Below are 23781 nucleotides of genomic sequence, written 5' to 3' on the forward strand. Positions count from 1 at the left end.
CGTAGGTATTTTTGATTATTATTGTAAAATTGTAAAAGTGATGAAACAGAAAGAAAAATTATCTACATATCCCTGTAACATAAATAAGGTATAATGCTTTTAGTCTTCTACATTTAAAATCTTGAATAATTTTAAATACCTTTTTGTAAGAAAATATTTGAGGTGATAATATGGCTTCAGCTTCAAAAAGGAATATGTTTTTTGATAATGCGAAATTTGTGTTAATCTTTCTTGTTGTTTTTGGTCATGTGATCAGTCCATTAAAAAAGGATGATGGATTTCTATTCACGTTATATACTGTAATATTCCTGTTCCATATGCCAGCCTTTATCTTAATTTCAGGATATTTTGCCAAAGGATACCGGAAAAAAGGCTATTTATTAAAAACAATTAAGAAAATATTATTGCCTTATATTATTTTTCAAATTATCTATTCCATTTTTTATTTTATAAGCGGCCAGGAAAAAACTTTTGAAATTGATTTTCTTCATCCCCATTGGTCCTTATGGTTTTTATTAAGTATGTTTTGTTGGAATGTAATGCTTTATTTGTTTGCAAGATACAGGTGGTACGGATTTTTTATTTCCGTTATTCTGGGAATCGCAATTGGTTATATTGATTCCATCGGCAGTTTTTTAAGTCTTTCGAGAACCTTTGTGTTTTTTCCTTATTTCTTATTAGGTTTTTTATTAGACAAGGAAATGCTGACACGGTTGATACGCACAAAATTTTCCCGACCTGTTGGTTTCGCGGTCATTCTTTTGATTATTGTACTGTTTGCGATTGGTTTTCCAAAGGAGGCGGTACCATGGCTGTTAGGTGATACTTCTTATGCACATATGGGGAAAGAGCAGTTTACAGATGGTTTACTACGTGCTGGCCAATATTCACTTACATTGGTTGTTGTCTTCGGCTTTTTAGCGCTCATCCCGTCGAATCGATTTAAATTAACAAAAATAGGGGAAAGAACCCTTTACGTCTATTTGTTTCATGGGTTTATTTTAAAATCAATTCAATCGTTTTTACCTGACGAGAGTTTAAATTTGGTTTCAGATCACTATGTTTTACTGATTATTTTTTCACTTATTCTTTGTATCGGTCTTGGAAGCTATCTCATAAAAAAATATACAAGCCCATTGGTTGAATTAGACATTTTATCTGGCTCAAGGCAGAAAGGTCTGACTAGATAATCTTCCCTAAAAAGGGTCGAATGTGATTTCCACATTTGACCCTTTTTATTAAAAGCCAAACAGCATGCTGACGATATTTTTCTTTTTAGGTTTCTTCTTATTATGGAAATGAGTTGTTTCGGTCTGAACAGGGGTGGTTAACTCAGCAACCTGCTTTTGAAGTGTTTCTAGCTGGAGATTTAATTCTTTTACTTGGGACTGCAAATCTTCAATTTCTCTTCGGTGCTGCAGCAATTGATAGGAGGCTACGGAGTCGGCTTTTGCGTTCAGGCTGATTTCCAACTCACTTACTTTTGCAAACAGTTTTTCCATTGCCTGCTCGTTTTCTACTGCCTTAACAACTCCTCTTCGTGACTTTTTCTCTTGAATGGGAGCAATATCTTGTAAGAGTGCTCCATTTTGGATTTGTTCTTGGATTTTTTTTAATAAATCAATGTCCTCATCTTTAAAATAATAATGGCCGCGATCATTTCTTTCCATCGGAAGTTCGAGCTGTTTTACCCAGCGTTGGATGGTACTTGAAGATACTCCTAATAGTTTTGCAACCTCACTTGTATTCATATGACTCCCTCCTAAAATGATTTGAATCTCAAACACAAAGTGAACAAGAACCTTAAGACCAGAATTTCCACCATTTCTTCTCTTTCGCGACAGCTACATCTCGAAAACTGGTTAACATGTTTTGAAATGCCGCCTCTCTTTTGATAATTTCTCGTGACAGTAGTTCCCGTTCTTCTAGGTGAATCTCTCGTTCCTTTGTAATCGCTTCCGATAAATTGGCAATTTCCTCATTGGTGACATCCATATAGTGAGAAAGCCCCTCTGACGTTTCGGCAACCTGCTTGGAAAGGGAGTAAATTTCCTCCGTAGTTTCAATCGATACGTTCGCAATACTGTTCGAAAGGTATTTAAGTGAATCCGTTGTCTGCTCAGAATTTTTTTCAATGACAGCGGAAAGCTCTTTAATTTCTTCCTTTGTGTTTTCCGTTGATTTATAAATGGAATTGGAAAGGGATTTAACGGTTAACATAGCCCCGTTGGAAATTTCTTTTTTTACTTCCTCCAGTACTTCCTTGCGAACAACACTGCGGATTTCATCTTTTACCTCACTTAAAAAGGTTTGCTTGTACGTATCCATTGCCTCAAAAAACAAATCAGTATTATTGATTAGTTCGTGAGTATCATTATTCGACTCCGGTTCGGGGCTGGAGACAAGTTCCATGGAGATTTCTTGAGTTTCCGGGCTTTCACTTTCATTAGGGTACGGAACCGTTTCGGGAGTATCATTTGAGGATGATCCTTCTTCCAGTTCAGATAGTGTTTCAACGAAAAGTGCTTGTTTCATTTTCAGCCATTCACGTACTGATTCTTTACTTTCTTTTTCAGAAAACTTTCGTTTAAGCTGTTGCAAAAGTGTTATCTCCGTCTCGGTATAGATTCTGGCGCCTTGCTTCGTTCGTGGAATTTCTAAAAGTCCATCATAATCTTTTTCCCATTGGCGAATAATTCTTGGTGGTATATTAATTTTTTTAGCAGCCTCTTTCATTGTGTATGCTTTCATAAAAAATTCATTCCTTCCTCTATTATCTACGAAATAAATCTCTCTGAATCTTATAATTCACCAAGAAGCACCTGCTTTTCCTGCCAGGTGACAAAAGCTATCAAAACAAGACGGAAATCTAAAAATACTAACAGATTTCTGCAAAAAGAGCGCAAAAATCGAAAATTGGTAAAAAAGGATTGAGAAACTTAGTAAAAAGGAATAAAATTTTAAGAGGATTTGAAAGAGAGAAAGAAGGGTCAACATGTGGATTGCTGCTGCGTTTGTAACCATGATTAGCTTTGGAACGAATAACACGATTTTTAAGTGGAGTACAGGAAATGGACTATCAAAAATTCATATCCAATTTTTCTTTTATTTTGTGGCATTTATTTTATCGTTTGGTTATGGTCTGTTGAATGGCATCCTTCATTTTAGCTTATTCACTATTTTACTAGGAGCATTAATTGGTATTTTAAATGCAAACGGAAATATCCAAATGTCAAAAGCCTTTGAAAAGGGACCAGCAAGTCTCACATCGCCATTAATCGGCACCAATGCACTCTTTCCAATTTTAAGTGCTGGACTCATTTTTCACGAGAAAATTAGCCTTTTACAATGGCTGGGGATAGTTTTTATGTTGGGGTCGGCGATGGTCATTCAGTATTCACCATCTTCAAAAAGAAACACAAGCTATCTGCCTTGGATCCTAAGAGTTATTCTAGCCATTATGTCTTTTGGAGTTTTAGGAATATTAATGAAAACTTCCACCTATTTACACATTAACTCTGTAAATATCCTTATCTCCATGTATGGTGGGGGAAGTGTGTATTTAGCGATTTGCAGCCTGTTGCAAAAAGAAAAATGGCGCCGGAATGAGGCAGGTGTTGGGGCATTAGTTGGAATCATTAGTGTTTTTGGTTATGCCGCTTATTTCTTTGCCTTACAGTTTGGAGCAGCCAGTATCGTATTCCCAATTGTTAGCTTAAATTGTTTAATTGTAGTATTGGCGGGCTGCTGGATTTATAAGGAAAAGTTAAAATTGTATCAAATTATTGGTGTGTTCTCGGCAGTACTGGGAATCCTTTTAACTAAAATATAATAAGAAGTTAAAAGAGCAGTGGAAAATTTAATTTTCCACTGCTCTTTGTATTAATCCACTAACCCAAGTTTTTTCAAGCCATTATAAATCCCAGAGTTGGTCACCTCAGTCGTTTTATGTTTCGAATATTGAAAGAGGTCTGGGTGACCATTTCCCATCGCAAAACCTTCACCTACGCTCATCAGCATTTCCTTATCATTCATTCCATCACCAAAAGCAATCGAGCTCTCTTTTTCAATTCCAAGATGTTTTAATACCATTTGGACTCCGATTCCTTTGTTTACCTTGTCCCTGATAACATCATAACAGTGCTTTAACCCTTCGAGATGTACCTGTGATAAATGAATTCCATCGTCATTTTTATAACGCTCAACATCACCTTCCTGTAAATTCATTAGCGTGATTCCCAAAATCTGATTGATCATTGAAGGTGTATAGCTGCAATTTTTATGGATGTGGAATTTTTCAATAAACTGTGCAGCAAGCGGAGATTCCAAATTTGTGAAGGCGTTACTCTCGTTTGTATAAAGGACCGCTTCATGTTGATTTTCTTTTGCTATTTTAAGGAACTGTCGAACATTTTCCTCATTCATGTACTCTTTAAAAAGATCTTCCTGATTGTAAAAGGCATAAGCGCCATTATAACCTATAAAAGAATGAATATTTAATTCCTCAGCAATTTTATCAAGCTCATGCAGGGGTCTACCGGTTGCTAAAAAGACTTCGATTCCCTTACTCTGGGCACTGGCAATCGCCTCCTTGGTTGAGGCTTCAATGGTGTCATCCGGTCTTAAGATGGTTCCATCAACATCAAGAAATAAAACTTTGTATTCCGGCATGATTGGTACTCCTTTTTTGTGAATATGACATTAGTCTACCACTTTCGCTTTAAAGAAGTCACATAAGTAGAACCTGAGCAAAAAAATAACCTCTATAAAACCGATTTGACAATCGTTCATAGAATTATTTCTCTCAGGGATAATAATAGTAGACAATATAATAGAAGAGAGGAATTCTATGTATAAATTATTGTTCCTTATCCTTGGATTTCTGTTTTTCGGTTCTCCGACAGAAGTGTTTGCACAAAAGAAGGTGCCAATCTTGGTCTATCATTCCATTGCGCAATTCACAGGACACGGTCAAAAGGAGTTGTATGTAACCCCAGAGAATTTTGAAATGCAAGTTGGTTATTTGCGGGACCATGGATATACCTTATTAACGTTTGAGCAATGGCAGAATATTGATCTTGTTAAGAAGCCGATTTTCCTCACATTTGATGATGGCTATAAAAATAATCTGAATGTATTTAAGGTTTTTCAAAAACTGCAAACAAATCAGTTTAAACCAGCAGGTACCTTTTTTATCATCTCGGATTTCATTGGTCGCACAAACCGTTTGTCATCAGATGATTTAAAATCACTCTCTAAATCCGGCTTGATATCTATCCAGTCTCATACCGCAACCCACCCTGATTTGACTGAAACAGAAAATCTTGATTCAGAATTAAGAGACTCGAAAAGGAAGTTAGAAAAAATAATAGGTAAACAGGTAATTGCGATTTCTTATCCTTATGGAAATGTTAATTCCAGGGTTGTGACGGAGACAAAAAAGTATTATCTTTTTGGATTAACGACTACTCCAGGACCCTACATCAAACAAGGGATTGAAAACGAAGACTATCTCCTGCCAAGGACGTATATCAAATATTCAACGAAGTTAAATGATTTTGCAAAAATTGTAAAATGAAAAACAGGGATAGTCAATAAAAAAGTTTTCTACTTTAAAGTAGAAAACTGTATTTGGCCGTTGTTCGAGCTTAGCATCATAGCCAAAAACTCAATCCTTCATGTGAACTCCCAACCAGAGTATTTTAAGCCCGGACAACTGTGACCTACAATCCACATAATAAACCGAAATAATTAAAAACAGATGAAAAAAATATTAACAATTTGTTAAGTAAATAGGGATTTAAAAATAATGAAATTAGATTGTAAACGAACGGAAATTAGTATGTAACCAACCACCGCTATACTGAAATAAAATGCTAAAAGGCGGGGTTTTGATAGAAGAAACAATGGTAAAATCCTATTTACAAAAATCATTGGACGAATGGAAGGAGGATATCTCCAATTTCCTTGGTGAAATCGATAAAGAATATGAAGAAGTAGCACAGGAGTTAAAGGTGTATTCATATAAATATAACATTACCAAACAAGTGATTCAATCCACTGTAAATGAAGAAATTATTGAAAATATCCGGCAAATGTATCATAAACCATTTGAGGAAAGTTATAACCAATTGAAAGAATACATACGTGATCTCGAAGAAAAACGAAGGGTTTTTCAAATGTTTATCCAAAAAATTGATGAAGTCACTCGGAAAGAATCTGCTAAATTAAATGTATCGTAATCAAAAAATCAGATGGAAGCAGCTTTGAAAGTATGAAGCTGCTTTTTTGATGCGAAAGAACGGGAATCCGCTTTAATTCACCTTGCATATATTGATTAACAGGATAGAGAAGAGGTGAAGCAAATGATCACCGCCATGATTGGCAGTAAAACCTACAAATTGCCGGAAAACCTGGAGGAATATTTTCAAAGATTTCGTTCTCAAGTCATCGGAATGAATCATGAAATTGAAACACCCTATGGAAAGAAGAAAATTATCTATACAGATTGGACGGCAAGCGGGCGCCTATACCGCCCTATCGAACGGAAAATTTCTGAAGTGTTTGGTCCATATATGGCGAATACCCATACAGAATCTAACACAACAAGTTTAATGATGACAGCGATTTATAAACAATCAAAAAAGATCATAAAAGAGCATGTAAACGCGAAAGCACAGGATTCGGTTATCCTGGATGGCTTTGGGATGACTTCAGTCATCAATAAATTTCAGCGAATCTTAGGGTTACGAATGCCTGAAAAGTTGAGAGGGTATTTGAAAATTCCGGAAAATGAACGTCCCGTTATTTTTATCACCCATATGGAGCATCATTCAAATCAAACTACCTGGCTGGAGACAATCGGGGAGGTTGTCATTTTAAAACCTGACTCATCCGGAGGGATTGATGTTCAGCAATTGGAGCATCTACTCCTCAAATATCGTGAACGTCCATTAAAAATAGGGTCCTTTACGGCTTGTTCGAATGTCACGGGAATTCAAACCCCTTATCATCAATTAGCAAAAATCATGCATCAACATGGAGGATTATGTTTTATTGATTTTGCAGCATCTGCACCATATGTCAAAATTGATATGCATCCGGAAAATCCTTTGGAAAAACTAGATGCGATATTTTTCTCGCCGCATAAGTTTTTAGGTGGACCAGGAACAAGTGGGGTATTGGTATTTGACTCAAGACTTTATTCAAATAAAGTACCGGATCATCCGGGGGGAGGAACCGTACTTTGGACCAATCCCTGGGGGGAGCATCACTACTATCCAGATATCGAACTCAGAGAGGATGGAGGAACGCCGGGGATTTTGCAAGCGATTCGCACTGCACTTTGCTTGAATTTAAAAGATCAAATGGGTGTCGAAAATATATTAAAAAGAGAAAAAGAGCTGCTGGGAATCCTGCTTCCTCAACTTGAAAAAATTCCAACCTTTCACATATTAGACGGTCATTTAAAGAACCGTTTAGGAATTACTTCTTTTTACATTGAAAATATCCATTATAATTTAATAGTCCGTTTACTGAATGACCGCTTTGGATTTCAAGTTAGAGGCGGATGTTCCTGTGCAGGCACCTATGGACATTATTTATACAAGATTAATCCACCCGCATCGAAAGAAATAACAGACAAAATTAACCATGGAGATTTTTCTACAAAACCTGGATGGGTGCGCTTTTCCCTGCATCCAATAATGACAAATGAGGAAATTTGGATGTTTATTCATGCAATAAAAGAAATTATTGCGAATATTGAGGTTTGGAAAAAGGATTATGTTTACGATTCAGCTAGTAACGATTATTTTTATATCCACCATATTCGTGAGGATATGGCACCGCTGTTCCGAATGGAATAATCTTTTTTCAGGCAACGGCCTCCTTGTCCGGGCATAAGATAATGAAAAAGGTGGGAAGTCATGATTCATATCGTAAAGCGCGGTGAAACACTTTCGTCGATTTCCGCTGACTATCGGGTGAATTTGCACCGGCTCTATGGTGCAAACCCCGGAATTGGACATTTACAGGTGGGTCAAAAAGTACAAATTCCAGGACTCCCTGACCCAAATACGATTCCTTATTCCATCGATGTTTCAGTTAGTAAAAGAAGACTTGCATTGTATCACAATGGAAAGTTAGTGAAAATCTTTCCGATTGCCGTAGGAAAAATGCTGACCAATACTCCAACGGGTGAGTTCGTTATTGTAAACCGGCAAATGAATCCGGGTGGACCGTTTGGAGTCATGTGGCTTTCGCTTTCAAAACAAGGCTATGGAATCCATGGAACAAATAACCCAAGTTCGATTGGAAAAGCCGTCTCTCACGGCTGCATAAGAATGTATAATAGGGATGTCCTGCAGCTAGCCGACACTGTCCCGAATGGAACACGGGTGGTTATTCGTCAGTAAGTTCATGCCGAAAAAGTCCGATTCACAACGAATCGGACTTTTTCTATAGTCAGACTGCAGAGGCAGAATGAACTTATTTATTTATAGATGACAACCGAGCCAACTGATTTGTCTTTGGCTTCACCGTTAACACGAACTTTTAGGCCATAGTGACCGATATTACGGCCTGCATCCGGCATAAATGTGTTTAGGAAAGAGTTGCTGTCATTAAATAATGATACGGCAGGTTGACTTGGAGCAGTTAATGTTTGTTCACCTGGATAATCAATATTTAGACCAGATGTAGGATCTAAACCAAAGGCGGCGTCGGCAATATGGAAGCGAGTGCTCGCTTCGGCAGTTTTTCCAGTACTTAGGAGCCATTGTAGGTCATTAGCTAAGTGGGCGTCAACAACACCTAGGAATCCATCTCCAGGATGGCCTCCTGCCGATACCGGACCTGTCCAGTTATCTGTGAAGCTATTATCAACATACCAAACTACTAAACCACCATCATAGCTCATTAAGGATTGACCGCGTTTGATGTGGGCCAGACCTCGGTCAACGCCTTTTTGGTTACGCCATTCTAATAGATAGTAGTGGTCGCTATATTTGTTTCCATCTTCTTTTGTAAATCCATTTAGAGTAAATTTAGAAGTGGTATTTTCAGCACCATCATCCACTAAAGTTTGACCGTCGGCAACAACCTTGATGTTGTCTGCAAAGAAGCCAGTGTACGAGCTGCCCCAGTCAGTTGCATAGCGAAGGCGAAGTTTAATTTTTTGACCTTTATAATCTGACAAGTCAAATGACTGTGGCTGCCATTCGCCATTGGTACTTCCAGTAAAACCAGGCATAGAGTTTAAAATGGTTGGATAACCCTCTGGAACAACATCAGAACGGGTGTTGCTATTCCCCAATGATTTCCATGTTGCGCCGTTATCAGTTGAAACTTGAACAAAAGCAAAATCCCACTGAGGCTCAATATCGTACCAAGCATCAAACGTTAATGTTGCTGCGTTTTTACCTGTCAAATCAACATCAGTAACCATGTTTGTATCAGATTCATCCGCTTGTCCTCCCCAGTACTCATAGCTTCCAGTAGGAGTGTTGATTGGTGTTTTCTTTTTAGGTAAATTCACACGTACTGCTTGATTGTTTTTGCCAAGTGGTGAATTGGCTTGGTCGAGTAAAAATTGAGTTCCTTTTGTAGAAACTTCATCCCAATTTACAACCGTGGGTGCAGTCCATTTTCCACCTAGGGTTGATTGGAAATACTGCTTAGCGAAAGGCGAAAATCCTGTTGGTTCAGCACCTGGGATCTTACCAGCCCATGAACCACTTGCCATGATAGACCAGTAGCCAATCGCTTCGCCAGTTCCAGTATATTGAGTATCATATTCATCAGGTAGACCTAAGTCATGCCCATATTCGTGCGCGAATACCCCAGTAGCACCGTCTTCAGGCATCATTGTATAATCATAGAAACCAGGTAATCCATTTCCAAGTCCATCAGGATCAACTAGTTTTGCAGAACGGTGTGACCAAATCGCATTATCACCCTGGGCACCGCCACCAGCTTCTTGTCCCATACCGGAGTGGATGATTTGCAGGTGATCAACTAAACCATCCGGTTCCCAGAAGTTTCCGTCGCCGTCTAAATCATGTGGATCCTCTAAATCATAGTCTTGTAAAGGAACTCCCGCAGCTTTTGCAGCAGCATAAGTGTCAATCACTAATTGTTTTGAACCGCCAGGAGTAACATTATCATGTCCGCCAGTAGTCTTATCAGCCCCATAGTATGCAGCAGTGCCAGGTACCTTTAACCAGCCGTAGGCCTGCCCTTCAATCGAGTAAGTCCCGCCTGATTGTTCTTCATAAAATTGTTTTTGAGAAACTTGATCTTCACCATTTGGACCTTTATATTGTCCCTTTTCGCCAAATATCATATTCTCATAATGTTCAGTATCATAATCTTTATAGTAGTTGTCTGTTTCACTAGGTTTGAGAGTGTTATGTGGAAGATCAGAAAATTCAACCATTAAGGTTAATAGTTTCCCTTTTTTCTGTACCCCAGGCGAAGCTCCTTCGTTTACAGGATCAGGATTCCCTTTTAACTGTCCGTATTTGTTTCCTTTCCCTTTTAACAGGCCGTTATTAAAATCTTTAAATTTTCGCTGTTTTTCCGCATCAGCTGCTTTTACCTTAGCAGCTAAAGGGTCAGATTGTGTTACTTTGTCTTGTTTCCCTTTTAGTTCTATATAGTTATGCAAAGCTTTTTGTTTTTCAGCAGTAGAGGCATTTTTAGAAATCACTCCACGTTTGATGAGTGAATCTAGCAATTTGTCTTCATTTACTACTGATAAGTCTAGTGAACCGTAATAATGAGAGACAGTAGGATTTTTATGTAATATGTCTCCACCAGATGAACTAACATAGTTGCCAGGAAAACCGGCAAACAATGTTCCAGCAATGACTGCTGTTGATAGACCCGTTTTTAAAAACTTTTTCAACCAAATTCCTCCTAAACTGTTTTTTTCTGTTACAATTCCATAATATTTTGAAAATTAGGACGAGACAATAGGAAAAAACCCCCAAATTATTTCAATTAATAACAAAAAATAGGAAAATGGAATTATCTTTTCGACATGAAAATTAAATATTATGATGAAAACAATTAATTTGTCGAGATAATATTTTTAAAAAGACGGAGAAATTTATACCTATGACATTGAAAAAATGAATATCTAAGCTTTATTTGAAAGCTCTCTATGTAAATATGGAGAGCTTCTTTAATTAAACAAGGACAGTCCATTAATAAACTGCCCTTGTTTGCAATATCATTAAGCTTTTGCAGCTTGGATTTGTAAGTTGATTTTCACTTTATCGCCTACAAGCACGCCGCCAGTTTCTAGTGCAGCATTCCACACCAAACCATAGTCAGAACGGTTAATGGTGCCTTGTGCGCTGAAACCAGCTTTTTCATTTCCCCATGGGTCTTTTCCTTGACCTTCAAAAGTAACAGCAAAAGTTTCTGGTTTTGTTACGCCACGTAGTGTTAAATCACCGGTAACGTTGTATTCACCTTCATCTGTTTTTTCAATTTTTGTAGCACGGAAAGTCATGTTTGGGTGATTTTCTGCATCAAAGAAGTCAGCAGAGGCTAGGTGACCATCACGGTCTTTATTACGAGTGTCTACACTTGCTGTTTCAATAGAGAATTCGATGGTGGCAGTTGTTAGGTCAGCTGGATCTGCGTCAATTGTAGCACTGAAATTATTGAAAGTACCTTTCACGTTTGCAATCATCATGTGGCGAACAGAAAAATCTACACTGCTGTGTACTGGATCAAGAGCCCATTTTGTTTTTGTCATTTTATTTCTCCTCCAATTTTGTTTTGAAATCATTTATCTTGAAATTAGAATAACTTAATTCAAGGTAAATTATATGTTGGATGTTAGTAATTGTCAATTAGTTTTCGCAAAATTTTTTCATTCTTTTTATGGGAATGATTAAACAGAAATGGAGGAATGAATGCAGGCAGAAAAAACAAATACTAAAAATGTGCATAAAAAAAACGCCAGTTTGGCGTTTTTTGTTTGAAATATAGGTTGAATGTTAAATATAGGCATGTTAAAATAAAAATTGGTCTATTTGGCGTTTCTTAAAATCGTATATAAATATCCTATAATAACATTATCACATTTTTTCATGATTGTCAAAGAAATAGACCAAAATTTTTTCTGGAGAGTGGTTCGATGAGCGATTTACGAAATATAGACTGGCAAGCGGAACAGGATCGGGTTGATTTCGTTGTAAAAGAAATTGAAAAAAAGGCGAAAAAATTCAAGCAAAGTGCCGGTAATGTCAGCTCAGACGTACTCGAGTTGCGGAAAACTTTCTGGGAAGATGTAACTGTTAATATGGATGAACCGGATGATGTGATTGAGACTGCCGCAAGTATAAAGCAGCAGGCTGAATTACTTTCGGAGCGGGAACGGACACATAAACAGATTGATAAGCAGCTTAACGCTTTAGCCAGATTAAAATATTCACCCTATTTTGGTAGGATTGATTTTTGGGAGAAGGGAGAAAAGACCGCTGATCAAGTATATCTTGGAATTGCCTCACTCATGGATGAGCAGGATGAGAACTTTTTGATTTATGATTGGCGTGCCCCGATTTCTAGCCTTTATTATGACTATCCTCCAGGTCCGGCTGAATATGAAACGCTTGAAGGAACCATTGAAGGAGAAATGAAAATAAAACGCCAATTTATTATTCGGGCATCCGAAATTAAAGGAATGTTTGATACCGGAGTTACGATTGGCGATGAAATGCTTCAGGAAGTCCTGGGGAACAATGCAAGTACGCAAATGAAAAGTATCGTCGCAACTATTCAAAGGGAGCAAAATCAGATCATTCGGAATGAACGAAGCAAACTTTTAATTGTTCAGGGAGTTGCCGGGAGTGGAAAAACTTCTGCAGCATTGCAAAGAGTTGCTTATTTACTATACCGATACCGTGGGACATTGAAATCGGAAAATATTATGCTATTTTCCCCGAATCCTTTATTTAATAGCTATGTCGCTACCGTCCTTCCCGAATTAGGGGAAGAAAATATGCAGCAGGTAACCTTTCAGGAGTACTTGAACCACCGGCTTGGAAAAGAATTTGATGTAGAAGACCCTTTTACCCAAATGGAATATTTGTTACACGGACCTGATGGGCAGGAATATTTTACAAGGGCTGAAGGAATTCGTTACAAGGCTGGTTTAGCGTTTAAAGAAGTGATTGATTCATATGCTCTGAAATTGTCTAAGCAGGGGTTAATGTTCCGGGATTTATCCTTTAGAGGTGACGTGCTTTTTTCAAAAGAGACGATTCATGATTACTTTTATTCTTTGGATTCATCCTACTCGATTCCTAATCGAATGCAGTTAGTAAAGGAATGGTTGTTAAGAGAATTGAAGAGAAGGGTGAGAAAGGAACGCTCCAAAAGCTGGGTCGAGGAAGAAGTGCAATTTTTAGAAAAGGAAGATTATCTAGTAGCATTTAAAAAATTGCAAGAACAGAATCGCTTTACGGATAACAGCTTCGATGATTTTGAACAAGAGCAGAAGCTTCTTGCAGAAATGGTTGTAAAAGAAAAGTTTAAACCGATTTTTGCGAAAGTCAAAAAATTGAAGTTTGTCGATATGCCGGCCATATACGAGCAGCTTTTTGAAGGAAGTTCTGGTGGAGCGCTTCCTGAAGTCTGGCCTCAAATTTGTACGCAAACCATACACAAACTAAATAAACTGGAAATTGCTTATGAAGATGCCACCCCTTTTGTTTATTTACAGGATCTCATTGAGGGCCGTACCTCAAATACATCGATTCGGCATATTTTTATTGATGAAGCACAGGACTATTCACCGTTTCAATTTGCTTTCCTGCAGAAGTTATTTCCCTATAGTAAAATGACCCTGCTAGGTGATTTTAATCAGGCAATTTTCTCCGGGGCAACCGGTTCCGATACGGTTTTGACCGACCTTGAAATCAGCAGTGATGAGGTTGAGAGGAGTGTATTAACAAAAACCTATCGTTCGACAAAGGAGATTGTTGAGTTTACTCGTGCTTTGATTGCAGGTGGAGAACAAATTGAACCATTCAACAGGACAGGGAAGAAACCGACGGTCCAGAAGGTCGAAAATGATAGGATTCATGAATGCATACTAAAGAAAATAAATGACATCCAAAGGGAAGGGCATCAGACCATTGCGGTGATTTGCAGAACAGAAAAAGAAAGTAAGGCTGTGTATGAGGTTTTAAAGGGGAAGATATCTCTTCACTTAATTGAAAAAGGAACCATTTCCTATGAGAAAGGGATTCTTGTTATCCCTTCCTATTTAGCAAAAGGAATTGAATTTGACGCTGTCATTCTCTACGATAGTTCAGAATATAAGAATGAACAGGAGAGAAAATTATTTTATACGGTTTGTACTAGGGCGATGCATGAACTATATCTGTTTACAACGGATGGAATTAGTCCGTTAATGGAAAATGTACCGCAGTCTGCCTATATATTTGAATAACAAGAAGAAGCTGCATGACTCTTGATCATGCAGCTTCTTCTTGTTTATATATTTTTTCTTTCGTATTGCTTCTGTACTTGTTCATATGCTAACCGAAAAATTTCTTCATCAGACGTATTTCGGTTTGTAATTACATTCGTTAAATAGTTTTTTCCTTGGTAGGTTACCGTGACATTTACTTGCAACATTTAAATCACCTTTCTTTAAGTTGAATATTCTTCTATCAAAATCAAAACGATTCATTTTATGCCGATAAGGAAATTTTATGACTTGAGACTTCGAAATATTTTTGACGGATTTGTTATAATGTTTGTTAAAGTATATTGGTTCGGAGGTAGGATTATGTCGATGTATTTTGAAGAAATTACCCAAGAAACACTTTATATTGCTCTTGAGATTATCAACTCAAATCCAGCGTATAATTTACTTGAAAATGGAAATGCCACAAGAACGATTGCCGATATGGAAAAAGAATTTCTAAATCCACAATCAACTAGTGCATTTATTAAATTGGATGACACTTATATCGGTATCATTGATTACTTGCTGGAAAATTCAAAAGATCATACTCCCTGGTTGGGACTATTAATCATCCACAGTGATTATCAAGGATATGGCTTTGGCGTACAAGCGTTTAAACTATACGAAAATGACATGCTAAATAGAGGTTTAATATGTGTCCGAATCGGTGTGATAAAAGATAATTTAAAGGCACATATTTTTTGGAAGTCATTAGGATTTACTTTTTTTGAAACAAAAATTTGGAAAAACGGTATAGAAATTCTATGCTATGAAAAGCAATTAGTACAAAAACATCCTGATGAGGCTAGACCTCAAGAACCATAAATTCCTCTGCAAAACGTTGCACAAGGTTTTTGTCTATTTTATTCTTTTTTAATAAAGATTCTGCAATGACAAGATAATGCTGAATCGAAGTATCCTTTTTTAATTCCCGCAGTGATGAATCGCCATTCAATAATTGGATGGCTTTTTCTTTGATGTCTTGACTGTTTGAAGATTCATAAAGAAGAAAAGCAAGGCATGTAACTTTATCCACCAGAACCACTCCTCAAATCAAGAATCGAATGATTCTATACTAATTCGACTGTAATCTAAAATCTCCTGCAAATTTTCAGAAAAATTGCAAAAAAAGTGGCGAAAGATTAACCAGAATGAATTAGTAACAGCCTAAAAAGAAGCGATTAAGAAGGGTTATTTATGGCATGAATTTGGCGATATGAATTTAATACTATAAAAATTAGGAATATTAGCTGATGGTTGTTTTTTGGGTGAAAAATTTTATATAATATTGAAGGGATAAAAGAAAAACTTTTTGTCGTGGATTTACCTTTCGTCCCGCTTGGGGTGAGAGGTTTTTTTACATATATAAAATGCTTTAGGAGGTCTATTGCAATGAAAAATTCCTTAATTAAGGATTTGTACAGAAATACAGAAAATTATATTGATCAAAAAGTTCAATTATCGGGTTGGATTCGTACCATTCGTGATTCCAAAACCTTTGGCTTTATTGAAATAAATGATGGAAGCTTTTTTAAAGGCGTTCAAATTGTTTTTGATGAACAATTGGATAATTTTAAAGATATTACCAAGCTTCCAATCAGTTCGTCGATTAAGGTTGTCGGTGATTTTATTCATACTCCGCAGGCGAAGCAGCCTTTTGAAATTAAAGCAACTGAAATTACCATTGAAGGCACTTCGAATGTAGATTACCCATTACAGAAGAAAAAGCACTCATTTGAGTATTTAAGAACGATTGCTCACTTACGCCCAAGAACGAATACATTTTCGGCTGTATTCCGTATTCGCTCTTTAGCTTCCTATGCAATTCATCAGTTTTTCCAGGAAAAAGGCTTTGTGTATGTTCATTCTCCAATTATTACAGGAAGTGACACAGAGGGTGCGGGTGAAATGTTCAGGATCACAACACTTGATATGGATAATCTCCCGAAAAGTGAAGAAGGAAAAATCGATAATACAATTGATTTCTTTGGCAAAGAAACCAATCTAACGGTTAGCGGTCAGTTATCTGCTGAAGCCTTTGCGTTGGCATTCCGTAATGTGTATACATTTGGACCGACATTTAGAGCAGAGAACTCGAATACGGCGAGACATGCTGCAGAATTTTGGATGATTGAGCCGGAGATCGCTTTTGGCGAACTTCCAGATATTATGGATCTCGCTGAGGAAATGGTCAAATATGTGATTGGTTATGTTCTTGAACAGGCACCTGAAGAAATGAACTTTTTTAACAGCTTTATTGAAAAAGGCTTGTTAGATCGTCTCAAAAACGCCCATACTGCTGATTTTGGCCGGGTAACCTATACGGAGGCAATTGAACTTTTACAAAAATCCGGAGAAAAGTTTGCCTACCCTGTCGAGTGGGGACTTGACTTACAAACGGAGCATGAACGCTACCTATGCGAAAAGGTCTTCCAAAAGCCAGTATTTGTTACCGATTATCCAAAAGAAATTAAAGCCTTCTATATGCGCTTAAACGAGGATGGCAAGACCGTTGCTGCAACAGATTTACTTGTACCTGGCATTGGCGAGCTGATTGGTGGCAGTCAGCGTGAGGAGCGCGAAGAAATTCTTGCTTCGAAGATTAATGAGCTGGGAATGAATGAGGAAGATTATTGGTGGTACTTGGAGCTTCGCAAATACGGTGGTACGAAGCATTCCGGTTATGGTTTAGGCTTTGAACGCTTAATCATGTACCTAACAGGGATGTCCAATATCAGAGACGTAATCCCATTCCCAAGAACAACAGGAAATGCAGATTTTTAAAAAAAGGAAAAACAGACTGAGAAAAAGGTCTAAAAACGATGTGTTCATTACTTTAAAACTCTCCTTTAATGAAGGAGAGTTTTGTTGTTGGTAAAGCATTCTTATTGGATGATTCTTCTTCGCAAAGCTTCAGCCACTCCTTGTACCCGATTAAGCACACCAAGTTTTCGATTTGCAGATCGTACATAATCCTGGACGGTAAATTCACTAATCCCAAGGGTTACAGCCATTTCCTTGGTGCTTTCACCCCAAGACATTTTTTGCAAAACTTCAATTTCCCTCTTGCTAAGTTTTTTGGAATCTCCGGAATAGTCATCTTTAAATACTTGTCCTAAATGTTGTCCATATATACCCAGAGAGTAGAGAAGATTATCTCTAACAGTAAAGGTATCTGTACTCCCCATACACGCATAGCCAACCACGTGTGAAACATGGATCAGGGGGACTACTAGCAGCTCAGTTTTTATGCCATTGGTAAATTTCTCCGGTATCTGGTGAATTAATTGAGAATCAACATGTTTTGGTTTTCTCTCTTGAATAGCAGTATAGATGGGCGGCATGTTTCGAACATCTTCTCTCCATTCTCGTAAGGAAGATACACCTTGTTTATCAATCCGCAAAATACCTTCACCAATTTTGCTTAAAGGCGAATAGAAATAGAGACCAACACGGGAAAATTGGAAAAGATCCATAAATCCCCGTACAGCAAGGATTTGCTTTTCATCATGAGAACGGGCTGATTCAATGGTATGAATCTGCTTTTTTATGGCTGTACTAAGCATTGCTGGATCGCCTCCTACAATTAACTGAATACTTACAGTATACGAAAAACTATTTTAATTATAAACACTATAATTACGTTATTAATAAATTTGTAAAGTGTAAGATTACATGATTGAAACAATGCTTTTGGTTAAAACGATCCATTAAAAAGGCGAGTTTTTATATTTGGTTAAATAGTGAAAAAGAAGATACATGAGGAAAGACCCCCTATTTTTAGGGGGTATATTTAATTAAGTATTCTGTTTATTATAAAAATTGTAAACGGTCGCAAAGGGAAAGCCATAAAAGTTTAGGGGTGAATGTCGTTTTAGTAATCGAATGAATTTATATTTTGGCAAAGTGGGTGATGGAAATGAATAATTATTTTTCTGAATTTCATTTAAGAACATCGATATCCAGCGGTGCAGGTTCAAGAATCTTGCTGCCGCAAATGATTCAGGGTTTAGGTGGAAAGCGGGCCATCTTATTTACGGACAAAGGATTAGTTAAAGCAGGTGTTACTGCCCAAATCATCGATTTGTTTAAAGACAAAAAAGGGTCCGTAGAGCTTGTGGGAGTCTATGACGAGATTGAACAGGATGCCAAAGCGGAAAACGTCTCCAAAGCAGTACGGTTTTTTAAAGAGCATCAGGCAGACTCGGTGATAGCTTTGGGAGGGGGAAGCGTTCTTGATGCTGTTAAAGGCATAAAGTGGATGCTCAACAAAGGTTATCAAGATATGGAGGAAGTTCTTAACACTCATATCAGGGAATTTCCGCCGGAAGCACAACCAATAGGCATCCCACATGTTGCGATTCCTACCACAGCGGGAACCGGTGCAGAAGTATCGCCGATGGCTGTAATTTACAATGAAAAACTCGGTATGAAAATAGTCGTCCGAACCCCATATCTTAGTGCCGACAATGCGATCTTGGATCCGGAGTTAACCGTTGGATTGCCTCCGAAGATTACCGCCTTTACGGGATTTGATGCCTTGACGCATGCAATAGAAGGTTATTTCTCAACAACAGCAACTCCACTTACAGATTCCTATGCTCTGTATTCAACCCAGTTAATTGTAAAGAATCTCCCAATAGCGGTCAAAGATGGAGCTAATCTGGAAGCAAGGTCAAATATGTTGATGGCAAGTGCGATGGCAATAACAGCATTTGGCTTTGGTAACAATGGTGTTCCAGTTCATAACATGGCTCATGCATTTGGGGCCAGGTTCAGAATCCCGCACGGGCTGGCCAATTCAGTTCTTTTGCCTAACGTTATGGCTGCCTTACCTTCCTTATATTTGCCGAAAATTAAGCGATTTGCAAAGGCATTGGGAATTGTAAAACCGTCTTCTGATCAAAAGGAGTGCTTAACAGAGGTAATTGGATTCATCCGAGGTCTGCGGAATCAGATAGGCTTGCCTGGGACCTTTACAGAATATAATCTTGACCAGGATTTGCTTCCAAGTATTGTTGCCGATGTGCATAGTGATCCCGCTTCTGCACGATTCTTCATTCCGGCTGATGTAATCCTACAAGTGACAAACGAAGTATCCGGACTTGCTTCAAACAAAGTCAATTCATAATGCGTTCAAAGGAGGGAATGAGTTCATTTATGTTAGATCCTCAAGCGAGAGCATTTCTAGATTTATTAGGGGAAAGGGAGCCAAACTCTGCGATGACACCTGACGAGAACCGGTCAAGAGCGGCGGAACTTAAAAAACTAACGGGTCCAGCAGAGCCGGTTGCCAGGATAGAAGAGCAGTTGATTCCCGTAAACGATACTGAAATAAAGGTGAGGATGTATACGCCTAAAGGGGAAGGTCCATTTCCGATTTTTATCTATTTTCATGGTGGAGGGTGGGTTTTTGGAGATCTGGATACAGCAGATTCACCTTGCCGCAGCTTGGCCAACTGGGCTGAATGCATCGTAGTGTCCGTAGATTACCGCCTATCTCCCGAATATAAGTTCCCAACTCCTCTTGAAGATTGTTATGAAGCGGCAACATGGGTGGCAAAACATGCAAGTGATTGGATGGGAGATCCAGCGAGAATCGCTGTTGGTGGAGATAGTGCCGGAGGGAACCTAGCTGCTTCCGTCTCGCTGAAAGCAAAGGAACGGCATGGTCCGGATTTTGTGGCCCAAATATTAATTTATCCGGTAACTGATTTCTCATTTAAAACGCCATCGTATCTGAAAAATGGAGAAGGATACTTCCTCACCCGTGATAGCATGGAATGGTTTACTAGTCAATATTTAAATAAAGAGGAAGAGAAGCTCAATGTTTACGCAGCACCGCTTAAGGCTAAGGATCTGAGCCAACTTCCTCCGGCATTCGTCATAACGGCAGAATATGATCCACTTCGTGATGAGGGATTGGCTTATGTTGAGCGGCTGCGGCAAGCGGGTGTTCAGGCAGAATACACCTCCTACGAAGGAATGATTCATGGTTTTTTCTGGATGGCTGGAATTATGGATAAAGGGAAGCAGGCGATTGATCATGTGGCCCGCTACTTGCAATCAGTTTTTCAAAATAAGGATCATTCACTTAACAAATTGTGATAAAAGGGGAGGAAAGAAATGAATAATACGAATCAGAATATGAACTTGGATGCAGTCGTTGTTGGAGCAGGATTTTCGGGGTTGTACATGTTATATCGCTTACGGGAGGCCGGATTTTCCATTCGTGCCTTTGAGGCAGCAGCTGATGTCGGGGGCGTATGGTACGCGAATCGATATCCCGGTGCGCGATGTGACTCAGAGAGCATCATTTATAATTACACTTTTTCCCAGGAGCTCCTTCAGGAATGGACTTGGACTTCCAGATATCCTGAACAAACGGAAATATTAAGTTATCTTAACTATGTGGCAGATAAGTTTGACTTGCGTCGTGACATCCAGTTCAATACACGTATTACGGCTGCTCATTATGACGAAGTCAATAATAGATGGAGAATCCAAATGGACGATGGCACGAGATTGTCTGCTAAATACTTTATCACAGGGGTAGGCTGCCTTTCTGCCTCCAATGTACCTAACTTTAAGGGCTTAGATCGTTTCGAGGGTGAGTGGTACCACACTGGCCGCTGGCCGCATGAAAAAGTAGATCTCAAAGGGAAACGTGTAGGTGTGATTGGTACGGGTTCAAGTGGTATCCAGTCAATCCCAGTCATTGCAGAAGAAGCAGAACATCTCACTGTTTTTCAAAGGACCCCGGCGTACAGTACTCCAGCGAGAAACTATCGTTATGATCCTGAGTTTATTCGTGAAACGAAAGCAAACTACAATGCAATAAAGCAGCAAATACGATGGTCGAAGATGGGCTACCTTCATAAGGTGATTAATGATCGATCGGCACTGGATGATACACCAGAGGAACGTCTGCAAGAATATGAAAAGGTATGGAAAAAAGGGGGATTAGGGTTTAGCCAAACATACCAAGATCTGATGGTAGACGGAACAGCGAATGAAACTGCAGGAGAATTCATTCGCTCAAAGATAGATGAAATTGTAAAAGAACCTAAGGTGGCTGAGAAGTTGAAGCCTACATACTACTACGCCGCTAAAAGGCCGGTCTTGGACACCAATTATTATGAGACATACAACCGTGAGAATGTCAGCTTGGTTGATGTAAAGGCGGCTCCAATTGTAGAGATCACGTCGAAGGGGCTGAGAACCTCGGAAGCAGAGTACAAACTGGATGTCATTGTTTTTGCTACAGGCTACGACGCAATGACAGGACCATTGTTTAAGATTGATATCCGTGGTAAAGGCGGGATTGCACTAAAGGATAAATGGGCTGACGGAACACAAACGAGGACTTACCTCGGTATTGCAAATGCCGGATTCCCAAACATGTTTATGATTACCGGCCCTCAGAGTCCTTCTGTGTTGTCTAACATGCCTGTCTCTATTGAGCAGCATGTTGAATGGATTGGTGATTGTATCGAGTTTCTTCGTGATCATGAAGTGGAGACGATTGAGGCGGATGTTGAGGCAGAAGATGCTTGGAGTAACCATTGTAGTGAACTGGCCGATGCTACGCTTATGACTAAGGTTGACTCTTGGTATACCGGAGCAAATATTGAAGGTAAGGCACGGGGACTCCTCATTTATGTCGGGGGTGTTGGGGAATACCGTAAAATATGTAACGAAGTCGCCGATAAAGGCTACGAAGGCTTTTCTTTAATATATTCCACCTCAAAAGAGACAGTTTCCTAGAATTCCGGTAAGCTTCATTCATTGCGGAAAAGCCGGCTAGTCGCAGTTCGGCTTTTCTGGTAGATATAAGTTCTTTAGGGAGTGATAACGATGTATATCAATGGAGAATGGATAAGAACGGATCAGTTATTTGAAGTAAAGAACCCAGCCACAGGGGAAATGGTGAATACTGTATATTTTGGTGGTAAAGAAGAAACGGGATGGGCGATTCAAGCCGCAGAGAAGGCATTTCCCCAATGGGCCGCATTCACAGCGGAACAGCGTAGTTCCTATTTATGGCGGATTGTTGATAAACTTCGGGAAAAGAAGGAAGAACTTGCGCAAATCATTACAAAAGAAATGGGTAAAACCATTCACCACGCCCGGCAAGAGGTGGCTTCCGCCATAGCTTTCTTTCAATGGTATGCTGAAGAAGCTCGTAGAATTTATGGAGATATTATTCCGCCGTCTGCAGCAAATAAACGCCTACAGGCTATTCGTCAACCAGTAGGTGTTGTTGGAGCCATTACCCCTTGGAATTTTCCGCTGTCCATGGCAGCCAGGAAGTTAGGGCCGGCATTGGCTACAGGGTGTACAGTGATTCTGAAGCCTTCAAAAGAAGCCCCTTTGTCTTCGGTAGCATTATTTAAAATCTTTGATGAAATAGGCCTGCCGAAAGGAGTGGCTAATCTTGTTATCGGAAGTTCAGGTCCTATTGCCAACACGCTTATGAACAGTAAAATCGTGAGGAAAATTTCTTTTACCGGTTCAACAGAAGTCGGGAAGATACTCATCGCCCAGTCTGCACAAACCGTCAAGCGTGTGTCGATGGAATTAGGGGGACATGCTCCTTTTATCGTTTTTGATGATGCGGATATTGACTTGGCTGTTGAAGGTTTAATAAAAAGTAAATTTGGCTCGAATGGCCAACAATGCGTTTGTCCGAATCGGATTTATGTACAGGATGGAATTTATAATGAATTTGCCGAAAAGTTGAAAGAGAAAGTCCAGCAAATCAAAGTAGGTAACGGACTAGATGAACAAAATGAAATGGGGCCATTGGTAAATGAAGAGGCCATCCAAAAAGTACAAGAGCAAATTGATGATGCGATACACCACGGTGCATGTGTTTTGAACGGAGGCAAAAGGTTATCAGGTGGAAGCTATTCCAATGGATATTTTTACAGCCCGTCTGTTTTGTCCAATGTAACGGATAACATGCTGATTTCCAATGAAGAAACGTTTGGGCCCGTCATTCCACTATTAATCTTCCACAATGAGGAGGAAGTTATTAAACGAGCAAATGATATTGAATTCGGACTTGCCTCTTATTTTTATACGAAAGATCTTTCCCGTATGTACCGTGTTTCCGAACAATTGGATTACGGCATGGTCGGTGTAAATGATGCTATTCCTTTTGCAGTTCAAGCGCCATTTGGCGGCGTAAAGGAGAGCGGGCTGGGCCGCGAAGGCGGAAAGTATGGCTTAGATGATTACTTAGACACTAAAATGATATCCGTTCAGATTTAAACTATTACCCC

At 38.9% G+C, this 23781-nt stretch carries 21 protein-coding genes; 13 read left to right on the top strand and 8 right to left on the bottom strand.

Translation table 11 applies throughout. The annotated features are described in order from the left end of the window. The first annotated feature begins 170 nt into the window (after positions 1-170). A complete protein-coding gene (locus J2Y67_RS04035) occupies positions 171-1190 on the top strand; it encodes an acyltransferase family protein (RefSeq protein ID WP_310170887.1) in 1020 nt (339 codons plus the stop codon). 48 nt (positions 1191-1238) lie between these two features. On the opposite strand, the gene J2Y67_RS04040 is transcribed toward J2Y67_RS04035, so the two are convergent. Beyond that, positions 1239-1751, bottom strand: coding sequence for a MerR family transcriptional regulator (locus J2Y67_RS04040; RefSeq protein WP_310170890.1), 513 nt, complete (start codon positions 1749-1751; stop codon positions 1239-1241). A gap of 52 nt (positions 1752-1803) precedes the next feature. Continuing rightward, positions 1804-2751, bottom strand: coding sequence for a MerR family transcriptional regulator (locus J2Y67_RS04045; protein ID WP_310170893.1), 948 nt, complete (start codon positions 2749-2751; stop codon positions 1804-1806). A 244-nt stretch (positions 2752-2995) separates the two neighbouring features. Between J2Y67_RS04045 and J2Y67_RS04050 the strand changes: the two genes are divergently transcribed. Next, on the top strand, positions 2996-3832 hold the full coding sequence (locus J2Y67_RS04050) for a DMT family transporter (RefSeq protein ID WP_310170896.1): 837 nt from the start codon (positions 2996-2998) through the stop codon (positions 3830-3832). Positions 3833-3882: 50 nt separating this feature from the next. Here the strand turns inward: J2Y67_RS04050 and J2Y67_RS04055 are convergent, their stop codons facing one another. Beyond that, entirely contained in the window at positions 3883-4671 is a 789-nt protein-coding gene (locus J2Y67_RS04055; protein WP_310170904.1) for an HAD family hydrolase, read from the bottom strand. A 178-nt stretch (positions 4672-4849) separates the two neighbouring features. On the opposite strand from J2Y67_RS04055, the gene J2Y67_RS04060 reads away from it, so the two are divergent. From J2Y67_RS04060 to J2Y67_RS04075, 4 genes are all read left to right on the top strand, one after another. Further along, positions 4850-5578 (top strand): polysaccharide deacetylase family protein, encoded by a 729-nt coding sequence (locus J2Y67_RS04060; RefSeq protein WP_310170908.1) that lies wholly within the window; start codon positions 4850-4852, stop codon positions 5576-5578. A 328-nt stretch (positions 5579-5906) separates the two neighbouring features. Continuing rightward, a complete protein-coding gene (locus tag J2Y67_RS04065) occupies positions 5907-6242 on the top strand; it encodes a hypothetical protein (protein ID WP_396954041.1) in 336 nt (111 codons plus the stop codon). A 123-nt stretch (positions 6243-6365) separates the two neighbouring features. Next, the gene (locus J2Y67_RS04070; protein ID WP_310171181.1) at positions 6366-7868 is read left to right on the top strand and encodes an aminotransferase class V-fold PLP-dependent enzyme; all 1503 of its coding nucleotides are present in this window, start codon (positions 6366-6368) and stop codon (positions 7866-7868) included. Positions 7869-7928: 60 nt separating this feature from the next. Beyond that, on the top strand, positions 7929-8417 hold the full coding sequence (locus J2Y67_RS04075) for a L,D-transpeptidase family protein (protein ID WP_310170910.1): 489 nt from the start codon (positions 7929-7931) through the stop codon (positions 8415-8417). A gap of 77 nt (positions 8418-8494) precedes the next feature. Here J2Y67_RS04075 and J2Y67_RS04080 read toward each other — a convergent pair whose 3' ends face one another. Further along, positions 8495-10738: an immune inhibitor A domain-containing protein gene (locus tag J2Y67_RS04080; RefSeq protein WP_310170914.1), complete on the bottom strand. Its 2244-nt coding sequence runs from the start codon at positions 10736-10738 to the stop codon at positions 8495-8497. Between the two features lie 501 nt (positions 10739-11239). Beyond that, on the bottom strand, positions 11240-11770 hold the full coding sequence (locus tag J2Y67_RS04085) for a YceI family protein (protein ID WP_310170917.1): 531 nt from the start codon (positions 11768-11770) through the stop codon (positions 11240-11242). 384 nt (positions 11771-12154) lie between these two features. Here J2Y67_RS04085 and helD point away from each other — a divergent pair, with 384 nt between their 5' ends. Next, complete coding sequence (gene helD / locus J2Y67_RS04090; protein WP_310170919.1) at positions 12155-14473, top strand: RNA polymerase recycling motor HelD; 2319 nt, start codon at positions 12155-12157, stop codon at positions 14471-14473. Between the two features lie 44 nt (positions 14474-14517). On the opposite strand, the gene J2Y67_RS04095 is transcribed toward helD, so the two are convergent. After that, complete coding sequence (locus tag J2Y67_RS04095) at positions 14518-14661, bottom strand: BA3454 family stress response protein (protein WP_310170922.1); 144 nt, start codon at positions 14659-14661, stop codon at positions 14518-14520. A 154-nt stretch (positions 14662-14815) separates the two neighbouring features. On the opposite strand from J2Y67_RS04095, the gene J2Y67_RS04100 reads away from it, so the two are divergent. Beyond that, the gene (locus J2Y67_RS04100; RefSeq protein ID WP_310170925.1) at positions 14816-15319 is read left to right on the top strand and encodes a GNAT family N-acetyltransferase; all 504 of its coding nucleotides are present in this window, start codon (positions 14816-14818) and stop codon (positions 15317-15319) included. Here the strand turns inward: J2Y67_RS04100 and J2Y67_RS04105 are convergent. Next, positions 15300-15530 (bottom strand): hypothetical protein, encoded by a 231-nt coding sequence (locus J2Y67_RS04105; protein WP_310170928.1) that lies wholly within the window; start codon positions 15528-15530, stop codon positions 15300-15302. The two genes, J2Y67_RS04100 and J2Y67_RS04105, sit on opposite strands and share 20 nt — an antisense overlap. Positions 15531-15886: 356 nt before the next feature. Here J2Y67_RS04105 and asnS point away from each other — a divergent pair, with 356 nt between their 5' ends. Next, positions 15887-17278 carry an asparagine--tRNA ligase gene (gene asnS, locus J2Y67_RS04110; RefSeq protein WP_310170931.1) on the top strand — a complete coding sequence of 464 codons (1392 nt, stop codon included), beginning with the start codon at positions 15887-15889 and terminating at the stop codon, positions 17276-17278. Positions 17279-17379: 101 nt separating this feature from the next. Here the strand turns inward: asnS and J2Y67_RS04115 are convergent, their stop codons facing one another. Continuing rightward, entirely contained in the window at positions 17380-18060 is a 681-nt protein-coding gene (locus J2Y67_RS04115; protein ID WP_310170933.1) for a response regulator transcription factor, read from the bottom strand. A gap of 353 nt (positions 18061-18413) precedes the next feature. On the opposite strand from J2Y67_RS04115, the gene J2Y67_RS04120 reads away from it, so the two are divergent. The 4 genes from J2Y67_RS04120 (at position 18414) to J2Y67_RS04135 (ending at position 23770) form a co-directional block, all read left to right on the top strand. Next, complete coding sequence (locus J2Y67_RS04120; protein WP_310170936.1) at positions 18414-19625, top strand: iron-containing alcohol dehydrogenase; 1212 nt, start codon at positions 18414-18416, stop codon at positions 19623-19625. 17 nt (positions 19626-19642) lie between these two features. Further along, positions 19643-20602 (top strand): alpha/beta hydrolase, encoded by a 960-nt coding sequence (locus J2Y67_RS04125; protein ID WP_310170939.1) that lies wholly within the window; start codon positions 19643-19645, stop codon positions 20600-20602. Positions 20603-20620: 18 nt separating this feature from the next. Further along, complete coding sequence (locus tag J2Y67_RS04130) at positions 20621-22261, top strand: flavin-containing monooxygenase (RefSeq protein ID WP_310170942.1); 1641 nt, start codon at positions 20621-20623, stop codon at positions 22259-22261. A gap of 90 nt (positions 22262-22351) precedes the next feature. Then, the gene (locus J2Y67_RS04135; RefSeq protein WP_310170945.1) at positions 22352-23770 is read left to right on the top strand and encodes an NAD-dependent succinate-semialdehyde dehydrogenase; all 1419 of its coding nucleotides are present in this window, start codon (positions 22352-22354) and stop codon (positions 23768-23770) included. Positions 23771-23781 lie beyond the last annotated feature (11 nt).

The organism is Neobacillus niacini (assembly GCF_031456445.1).
Classification (GTDB): Bacteria; Bacillota; Bacilli; order Bacillales; family Cytobacillaceae; genus Neobacillus; species Neobacillus niacini_I.